General features: G+C 69.8%; 9 protein-coding genes. 8 read left to right on the top strand and 1 reads right to left on the bottom strand.

The window, feature by feature from the left end; genetic code table 11:
• Positions 1-223: 223 nt before the first annotated feature.
• From FCN18_RS38630 to FCN18_RS38610, 5 genes are all read left to right on the top strand, one after another.
• The gene (locus FCN18_RS38630; protein WP_158303283.1) at positions 224-712 is read left to right on the top strand and encodes a hypothetical protein; all 489 of its coding nucleotides are present in this window, start codon (positions 224-226) and stop codon (positions 710-712) included.
• Positions 713-961: 249 nt separating this feature from the next.
• The gene (locus FCN18_RS38625) at positions 962-1498 is read left to right on the top strand and encodes a recombinase family protein (protein ID WP_158303282.1); all 537 of its coding nucleotides are present in this window, start codon (positions 962-964) and stop codon (positions 1496-1498) included.
• A gap of 2 nt (positions 1499-1500) precedes the next feature.
• Positions 1501-2538 (top strand): adenine nucleotide alpha hydrolase family protein, encoded by a 1038-nt coding sequence (locus tag FCN18_RS38620; RefSeq protein ID WP_228714360.1) that lies wholly within the window; start codon positions 1501-1503, stop codon positions 2536-2538.
• Between the two features lie 137 nt (positions 2539-2675).
• Positions 2676-2951: a helix-turn-helix domain-containing protein gene (locus FCN18_RS40465; RefSeq protein ID WP_170200653.1), complete on the top strand. Its 276-nt coding sequence runs from the start codon at positions 2676-2678 to the stop codon at positions 2949-2951.
• Positions 2952-3035: 84 nt separating this feature from the next.
• Complete coding sequence (locus FCN18_RS38610; RefSeq protein WP_137097555.1) at positions 3036-4514, top strand: tyrosine-type recombinase/integrase; 1479 nt, start codon at positions 3036-3038, stop codon at positions 4512-4514.
• 149 nt (positions 4515-4663) lie between these two features.
• Here the strand turns inward: FCN18_RS38610 and FCN18_RS38605 are convergent, their stop codons facing one another.
• Positions 4664-6142: a helix-turn-helix domain-containing protein gene (locus FCN18_RS38605; RefSeq protein ID WP_137097554.1), complete on the bottom strand. Its 1479-nt coding sequence runs from the start codon at positions 6140-6142 to the stop codon at positions 4664-4666.
• A gap of 221 nt (positions 6143-6363) precedes the next feature.
• Here FCN18_RS38605 and FCN18_RS40640 point away from each other — a divergent pair, with 221 nt between their 5' ends.
• The 3 genes from FCN18_RS40640 to FCN18_RS38595 all read left to right on the top strand — a co-directional run bounded on the left by FCN18_RS40640 (position 6364) and on the right by FCN18_RS38595 (position 8864).
• Entirely contained in the window at positions 6364-6489 is a 126-nt protein-coding gene (locus FCN18_RS40640) for a hypothetical protein (RefSeq protein WP_267285386.1), read from the top strand.
• 75 nt (positions 6490-6564) lie between these two features.
• A complete protein-coding gene (locus FCN18_RS38600) occupies positions 6565-8127 on the top strand; it encodes an asparagine synthase-related protein (RefSeq protein ID WP_137097553.1) in 1563 nt (520 codons plus the stop codon).
• Entirely contained in the window at positions 8124-8864 is a 741-nt protein-coding gene (locus tag FCN18_RS38595) for a class I SAM-dependent methyltransferase (protein ID WP_137097552.1), read from the top strand. Before FCN18_RS38600 ends, FCN18_RS38595 begins: the two co-directional genes overlap by 4 nt.
• Positions 8865-8982 lie beyond the last annotated feature (118 nt).

Raw genomic sequence — 8982 nt, 5'->3', positions numbered from 1 at the left:
ACCGCGCACGACGGTTCTTCCAACGGAATCTCCGCCGCGTCACGACAAGGAGGCCCGTCTCTGTTGGACACTCTACGACTTCTGCCGACTCCGCGGGCGACCGACGGCACGAAAGGCTGTCCCGCGCAGCGCGGCTCGAAGGGCGATCTGATGCTGCCCTCCGTGGTCATCGCCGTCACCACGCCCAAGCCGACGACCCGGGTGCGGAAGGGGGTGAGTGATCGTGGCGACCGGCCGCGCACCGCGCGCCCGCCGCGCCGCGCGCGGTGAACCGGGCCCGGTGGACTGGGGCGAGTACGCCGCCGCCGTGTATCGGTGGGAACTCATCACCGGGCGGGTCGCGCCGTACCCGACGCAGCCCGGGCGCCACGGACGTCCCGTGCTCGCGCCGCGGTTCGTCGAGTGGCTCATGGGCCTTCCCCCGGGCTGGGTCACCGCCGAGCACCTCGAGCTGCCCCGCACCGCGCAACTCCGTGCTCTGGGCAACGGGGTGATGCCCCAGCAGGCCGCGCACGCACTACGCCTCCTGCTGGACGACCTCACCCACCTGCACCGTTCGCCCTGCCACCCGCCGGCCAGCCCGACGCGGGACAGGCGCTCCCGCGTGAGCCGACCGGCCCGAGCGGGCGGTGGCTCGACACGCCCGCCTGGTACCGCCCGGGCCTCGACCGCCGCGCGCGCCCGCCGCAGCGATACCCGCTCGCGTCGCTGAACCTGTGGCGCTCCGGGGCGAGGGCACCACCGAGCCCGCCCCGGAGCGCCACGCTCCACCCACTTCCACCACTCGACTTCTTTGAAGGGGCTCGTTGCCATGCCCACACACAGCAGGACACGCCACCCAGCGGCCCCTCTGCGCCACTGGGCCCGTACCGCCCGCCGCCGCCTCCGGCTGCGATACCGGCGGCCACCGAACCGAGTACCCGGCCACACGCCTTCCTGTGGTCAGCCCGCGCAGCATCCGGTGACGCGGCGGTCGGCCGAGGCGATCGCGGTCCTGATCCGCGAGGGCTGGAACGTTCACCGCCCGCCGTACGGCTACACCACGATGACCGTGGCCGGAGCGCAGAGCCGACGCGGCACTCCCCGCACCCGCCTGACACCGGATCCACGCCGCGCCCCGGTGGTGCAGGACGTCTTCTACTGGCGCGCGGTCACCGGCCTGTCCGTCGAGGACATCACCGCACGGCTCGACGCCGACCATGACCGCTACCCCCCGCCCGGGACACACCTCTCCTGGCCGCCCGCAGCAGTCGCCTCGATCTTGACCAACATCAAGTACACCGGCTACCAGGCCACCGGCACCCGAGACGAGAACGGTGCGTTCCGTCCCGTCGAGCAGTGGGTGCTCTCCGACCAGCCCGCGCATCGCGCCCTGGTTACCCCCGCGCTGTTCTGGGCCGCTCAAGATCCCGCGACCAGCGTGCGGCGCATCCCGCACCGGCTTCTCGGCCCGGTCCACGGATCCGCCGCAAACGGTGACGGGAAGGAGGTGCGGTGATCATGGCATCGCGTCCACCGTCCGCAGCGCAGGGCGCCACGTCGCGCCCGCCGACGCAGTCGTCAGCGCGCCGCCGTCCGTCCGCGACACCGGCGGCCCACCGATCGGGCACGCCGCGTCGCGAACGCTACCCCGGTCGGCCACGCGGCCGATTCCTGAGCCTCGGCGCCGGAGTGCAGAGCCTGTCGGTGTTTCTGCTCGCGTGCGAGGGACGGATTCCGCGTTTCGACGCCGCCTTGTTCGCCGACACCGGCTGGGAACCCAAGCAGGTCTACGCCCAACTCGACACCGCGCGCAAGATCGGCGCGCAGGCTGGGATACCGGTGCTGACCGTGTCCAACGGCAACATCCGGCACGACACACTCAACCCCAACGCGCGCTTCGTGACAATGCCGTTGTTCGTCAAAAACCCTGACGGCACACGGGGAATGGCGCGCCGCCAATGTACCGGCGACTATAAAATCCGGCCCCTGAAGAAAGCGGTCCGCGAACTCCTTGGCTACCCACATCCGCTGCGCGTTCCGCGTGGCGTGTTCGTCGACCAGGCCATCGGTATCTCCACCGATGAAATCCACCGCGCCAAGGACTCCGACGTCAACTACACCCGCAACATCTTCCCGCTGCTAGATCTCGGGATGTCGCGTTCGGACTGCCTGGCCTACCTGCGTGAGCGGGGCCTGGGCGACGTGGTGAAAAGTTCGTGCCTGGGATGCCCGTACTCGGGCAACTCCCGGCTCAGGTTCATCCGCGACACCGATCCGCAGGCGTGGGCGGACCTGATCGAGTTCGACAAGGCGATCCGCAACGGCAGCCCCCGCGCCAACGCCGAGGGAAAACCGCTGCGCGGCCAGTTCTTCATCCACCGCTCACTGCGCCCACTCGACCAAGTCGACCTCGACGCCACCCGCAGCCGACCCAGCGCCGAGGAAGACGATCCCGACGGCTGCTCCCCGTTCTCCTGCCGCAGCGGTCCTGCGGCCACGGTGCCGGTGCCGCAAAGGCCGACAGCCGCGTCCCGGCCTAGCCGTGCCGGTACCTGACGGCGCCGCTGGGCACCGTCACGGCGTTCCACGCCCAAGGACGCCGGGACCCCGTTCCGTGTCGGTCAGAGCCCGCGCACGAGAACCCCCCTGCCTTGCCGCCAAACCTGACATCGCCTCGCCGCGAGGAGGTTGCTGTGCACGATCTCGACCGAATCCACTCCGCCGCACCTGACTCGACAACCGCGGCCGCGTCGTCACCGGCATGGTCGCGCGAACGACTCGGCGACCTCGGAGTAACCACCGACCTGATGACCGCCGCCCGCATGCTCGGCATCGGCCGCACCACAGCCTACAAACTCGCCCGCGCCGGAACCTTCCCCGTGCCGGCGGTCCGCGTCGGCCGCAGCTACCGCATCGCCGTCGCGCCACTGGTCGAGCTGCTCGGGCTGGACAAAGAGCCTCATGCCTGACGCTTCCCCTCTGCGCGCACCGGAGCGTCCATGGCCCCTGTCCGAACGCGACACCCACGGATTGCGGGAAAGGAAAAATCCGCGATGACTTTCAAAGGCACTACCTACAAACGCTGCACCTGCACCCAGCCCGGCACCAAGAAACAACTCGGCTCCCACTGCCCGAAACTCAAGCGCGCCAACGGCATGTGGAGTTCCAACCACGGAACCTGGTCGTATCAAGCCGAACTTCCCAAACGCCACGACGGGACCCGCCGCACCCGCAGGCGGCACGGATTCGCCTCGCAGACCGACGCACAGGACCAGCTGGACAAGATCGCCGACCTCGTCGCCCTCGGTGAGCGACGCGGTGACACCGCACTCGCCACGATCGGCGACCTCATCGACAACCGGCTGCGCACCGGCGAACCGTTCCCCACACCGGAGGAGGTCGCCAAGCAGCTCGATGCGGGCAACGCCAGCCTCGGAGCCATGCCCACCGTCGGCGAATGGCTGACCAGCTGGATCACCACGCGCAGGAAGATCCGGGAAGGCACCCGGATCTCCTACCAGTTCCACATCACCAACTGGCTGATCCCGCACCTGGGCCACTATCGGCTCGACGCGCTCACCGTCGACCACATCGCGCGGATGTTCGACGCGATGGCCGAACGCAACGACACTATCTCCGCCGCCAAGGAAAGCGACGACCCCGATGTCCGCGAGAGCGTGCACGGCCTGCGGCTCATCAGCGCTGCCACCATGCAGCGCTACCGCGCCACCCTGCGCGCCGCGTTCAACGCCGCCATCCGGGCCCAGAAGATCACCTTCAACCCGGCCGCCTACGTCGAGCTGCCTTCGGGGCGCCGCCCGAAGGCGCTGCTGTGGACACCGGACCGGGTCGAGCGGTGGCAGCGCACGGGGCAGAAGCCGTCGCGCGTGATGGTGTGGACGCCCGAGCAGATCGGCCGGTTCCTCGACCAGGCCGAGGGCCACCCCTACTACGCGCTGTTCCACCTCATCGCCTACAGGGGCCTGCGGCGCGGGGAAGCCTGCGGGCTGCCGTGGTGGAACATCGACCTGCCCAGCCGGTCGATCACCATCTCCACCGCGATCGTCCAGCTGGGCTGGAAGGCCGAGTTCGGCGAACCCAAGAGCGAAGCCTCCGGCCGCATCATCGCCCTCGACGAAGCCACCACCCTGGTACTGCGGCGGCAGAAGAAGCACCAGAACGAACTGCGCGCGGCAGCCGGGGCCGCGTGGGTCGAGCACGAACTGGTATGCACCGAACGCGACGGCAGCCCCTTGCATCCGGCCAAGCTCACCGACGCCTTCCACGCCATCGCCGACGCCGCCGAACTCCCGCCCGTACGCCTGCACGACCTGCGCCACGGCGCCGCGACCCTCATGCTCGCCGCCGGAGCGGACCTCAAAGTCGTGCAGGAGCTGCTCGGCCACTCCACCATCGCAGTCACCGCCGACACCTATGCCCACGTCCTGCCCGAACTCGCCCGCGAGACCGCCGAAGCCGCCGCGTCCATCGTCCCGCGCAACCAGCGGCGCAACCGGCCCACGGCCGCCTGACCCACCACGGGGCGCCGGGTTGGACGGGGCCCGAAACGAGAAAAAACCGGGGCACGGCCATCCACAATGGATGGCCGTGCCCCGGTTTCTCTGTGCTGTGCTGAGAGCCGCGTCGCCGCGCCGTTCCTCGAATCCCTGTGACGGTTGGCTTATCGGCGAAAGAGCGTCGCGCGATGGGTCCACGCCAGATGCAGCGCTGCGGCTGCACCCGGTGAGAGGTACCCCTGTTCCCGAAGTTCGCGCAGCGTGTTCTCCTCGAACGGAAGGGCGCGGGCCGAGACCGTGCCCTCGGAGTTCGAGCTGACGGCACTGGCGAACATGGTGTCGTAGAGATCTGGCTCGATGACCGCGACGGTCAGGATGTCTCCGCAGAGGGTCAGTGCGTCGAGCGTGACGCCGAGGCACCAGACCTTGATGTCGCCGCGATGGTAGGCGTCGTCGAGTGTGGCGAAGGGTTCGAGGTCGCTGTAGTTGATGGGGTGTCCGCTGCCGTCGTACTCGTCGTGCCCGAGCAGTTCCTCGGCGAGTTCCCGTTCGATGTTGCGCCACAAGGAGAAGTCTTCGGCGACAGCGGCGGGCAGCACGCTGGAGGGCTGGAAGATCCCGGCGGGCATGAGGTGGGTCATGCCACCTCCGCCGGCGACTCGGCCGCCGTCTCGCTGGTGGAGCACGATGCTGGGGGATTCGCCGCCGCGGATGGTGAGGGTGCCCACTGCGCCCATGAGCGGACGGCGGGACAGGTCGAACGGGTCGGCGACCAGCTTGCGGAAGGCCAGGTTCCGCCACGACGGTTTGGTGGTGACCACCTGGTCATGCTGGTCTCTGCTCAGGTGGTGCAGGGCGGTTTCGTGCGCGAGCGCCTCGTTGGTGTCCATCGAGTCGAAAAAGCCCATGTGCCCGAAGGTCATCCGGATCGTGCGCGCTGACCAGTCCAGCCCGGTCAGCCGGAAGCACAACCTGTTCTCGAACAAACGCGGCGCGGCGAGTTCGCGGATCGCATCGTGGTAGCGGCGAAACCGCTGCGCAGGCGTGAGAAGCGGGCGTACGGCGGCGGTCTGGGGTTCACCACCGGTAAGGAGGGGGAGGGCGGCGTCGGAGTCCAGTGTCAGAGTCACCGCACCCAGCGGTACGGGCGTGGCCGGGATCCAGTTCGGCCGGGTGATGACGCCGGTGTGTTCCAGCCCCGGGACGCGGTAGTCCGGGTAGAGGCCCTCGGCGACGAGCGCGAGCGTTCGCCGGGCGCTGCCGAGCGCGGTGCGGACCGCGAGCCACCGCCGCCGGTCCTCGACCACGTCCGGGTTCTCGTCCGGTGACGCGGGCACGACGGCAGCCCCGGTGGTGTCTGGCGGCCGGCTGGCCTGGAGCTGGGGTCGATGGAAACCGAGTTCGGTGATGGAGACGCCGAAGTACTCGGCGAGCAGGCGCTGATAGAGACGCTTCGGGAACTCCGTCTCCCCGGATTCCCACCGGTACACCGACTTCTTGGTCAGGGTCAGGTGCCGGTTGTGTTTCGTGGTCGCTAGCCGGTTGAGTTCCTCGGCCAGCTCCTGCTGCGACAGGGCCCGCTCGACCCGCAGGGCGATCAAGGTCTCGTTCGGCGAGCGGAACGGGTCGGAGGAGCCAGCCATACGCACACAGTAAGCGAGCCGGGACGCTGGGCAGGTGCCGAAGTCCGCCACTTGTCTCCGCTTCGTCCACGGTTCGGGTACCCCTCGCCCGCCCGCAGGGGTCGAACAGCGGCAAACGCGCTGGTGAGATGAGGTATGCGCGTCGACTGGCGCGTCCACCACGGCGGGCCCCGACAGCTCGCGGTGGGACAGCACACGGGATGTGACCTGAAGGAGTCGAGATGGATCTGGACGCGATGTTCACCGGAGACCTGGTGCTCGGTGTGCCCTCGGCGGAGAGCCTCTACGCGCCGAAGATGCCCGGCGACGCCGACGGCAACGACAAGGGCGACCACTGCGCCAGCTGACCGGACATCACACCCGCCGCGGCTCGGGCGGCGGCGCGCCGCCCGAGCCGCACGGTGGAAAGGACCTGAGCCGACATGCTCGCGTTTCGCCTGGCACTGGCCGACCTCACCCGGCCGGCGTGGCACTGGGACCACGACCGATGGCGCTGCGGCGAAAGCTGGGTCCAGCCGATCTCGCACCCGGCGCTAGCTCACGAGATCGACCATGACCGGCGCGCGACCACGATCCTGGTGCGTGACCTCGCCAGCCCGGTGACGCTGGAAGGACCGACACCGCCTGTGACTGGCGGCGACGGCGCGGCCGACGCCGCCCGTGGTGACGCGCTCGTACTGCACCTGCAGCCGGGACGGGTCACCCTCACCGCCGGCATCGGCGGCACCGTGCCGCTGTACCTGGCCGACAACGGCGAGGTGCTGCACGGCACGTGGGACCTGCCCGCGCTGCGCGATCTTCTCCAGTCGTCCCGGCTACAGGATCGTGCCGTGGCACGTGCCTTAACCAGACGGCACCGCTACAGCAGCGACACCCTGTTCACCGGCGTGACCATGCTGACCGAACGCGCGATCGCGACGTTCACCACGGCGGGCGTCCAGCTCACCTATCCGCCCCCGGCCGAACACGTCACGCGCGCACGGGGGCTGCGCCCCGGCGCCGACCCCCGCGACGGGCTCGCCTATCTGCTCACCGAGGCAGTACGGCCGTGGTGCACCAGTGGCGCCGCGATGGGGCTGGAGCTGTCCGGCGGCCTGGACTCCGCCACCGTCGCGATCGCCGCGCATCAGTCCGGAGCGACCCCGCTGCGGACCTTCGGACTCCTGGTCGAGGGAACCCTCGGCGCCGAACAGCACCACCGCCGCGCGGCGATCGCCGCGCATGTCGGCGCACTCGACGACGTCCTGCGCGCGCACGATCATGCCCCGTTCTGCACCGGCGGCATCCGGGCCAGCGGCGCGGCGCACGATCCCCGCGGCGAGTTCTACCGCGAAGCCTTCGAAGCCCTCGCCGACCGCGCCGCCGACCGCGGTGTCGCAATCATGCTGACCGGCAACGGCGGCGACGAGATCATGGCGCCCCGCATCGACGAACTGCCTCCACCACCACCCCAGAGCCTGGCCGAGGTGTCCTGGCTGGGGCCCCGCGCCCACGATGCCCTCGCCGCGATCGATGACAACCTGGCGCCGTCGGCCGTGCTGCCAACACCGACCCTGATGGGGTTCGCGATCCACCACCCCGCCTACCTACGCGCCGGGATCTGGCCGGTCACACCGTTTGCCCACCCTCGCCTGGTGCGCTTCGCCGAACAACTCCCGCTCGAGACTCGCCGCGGCAAGAAGCTCTTCCGCGACTTTCTCACCCGCGCCGGCCTCCCGCCCTATGTCACCCACCCCCAGCGCACGGAACACTTCCGGGACCTCATGCAACAGGGCCTGCGCCACCACGGGTTGTCCCTCGCCGAACGCCTGCTCGCCGAAGGCATGCTGCTGGCCGACCACGGCTTCATCAACCCCGACGCGCTGCAGCGCACCGTGCGCGACGCCCACCAGAGCGCTACCGTGCCGTCCGTGCTGTGCGACACCCTCGTCCTCGAAGTCGGCCTCCGCTCCCTGCTGGCCCCTGACGCCGCCCCGGTCGTATGAGCCTGGCCGAGCACAACGTCGCCTACCGGCGTCCCGACCTCTACGATGCCTTGACCCGCGACAGCACTGCAGCCGTGACCTGCCAGCGCCTCATCAACGACTACGGGTCCGTCCCTACCGGGAGTGTTCTCGACCTCGGCTGCGGCACCGCCCGCGACCTGGCCGTACTCGCCGAGAGTCACGACTGCGTCGGTGTGGACATCCAGCCCGCGCTCATCGACCATGCGCGCCACCAGCACCCGGCCTTGGACCTGCGCGTCGGCGACCTGCGCACGATCCGGCTGGACCGCACCTTCGACACGATCCTCTGCCTCGGCAACTCCCTGGCCTACCTGCACCACAACGAGGACATCCGGGCCGCCTTCTCCACGTTCGCCGCCCACGCCCAGCGCGGCACCCTGCTGCTCATCGTCACCCAGATCGCGCCCGCCCTCACGACCACACCCACGCGTGGCCGCGTCGAGGCGGCGGGTATCCACGCCGAGGTAAGCACCGAGCACAGCTGGGACGCCCGCACCCAGATCGCCACCCTGCGCCGCACCTGGCAGCTCGACGACGGCACCACCGAGACCGACCGCATCCAGCGCCGAGTCTTGTTCCCCCGCGAGCTGGAGCTCTACGCCACCCTCGCCGGTTTCTGCCCCCTGGCGCTGTTCACTGATCCGCAGGACCACACCGGCCCGATCACCGGTTCCACCGCCTACTTCGTCGCCAAGTACAACCCCGCTGTGTCGTAGACGAGGGACTCGGCGTGGCCGCTCCCACCAGGTCCGCCCGACCTAGGGGGGAGTGTTCCAAGATCGGTGTTTCTGGCCCGACACGCCGGGCTGATGGTCTGGCAGGATGGGCACTGTG

It is taken from the genome of Prauserella endophytica, assembly GCF_005146945.1.
GTDB lineage: Bacteria > Actinomycetota > Actinomycetes > Mycobacteriales > Pseudonocardiaceae > Prauserella_A > Prauserella_A endophytica.
This window is presented reverse-complemented; position numbering and strand designations above follow the sequence as displayed.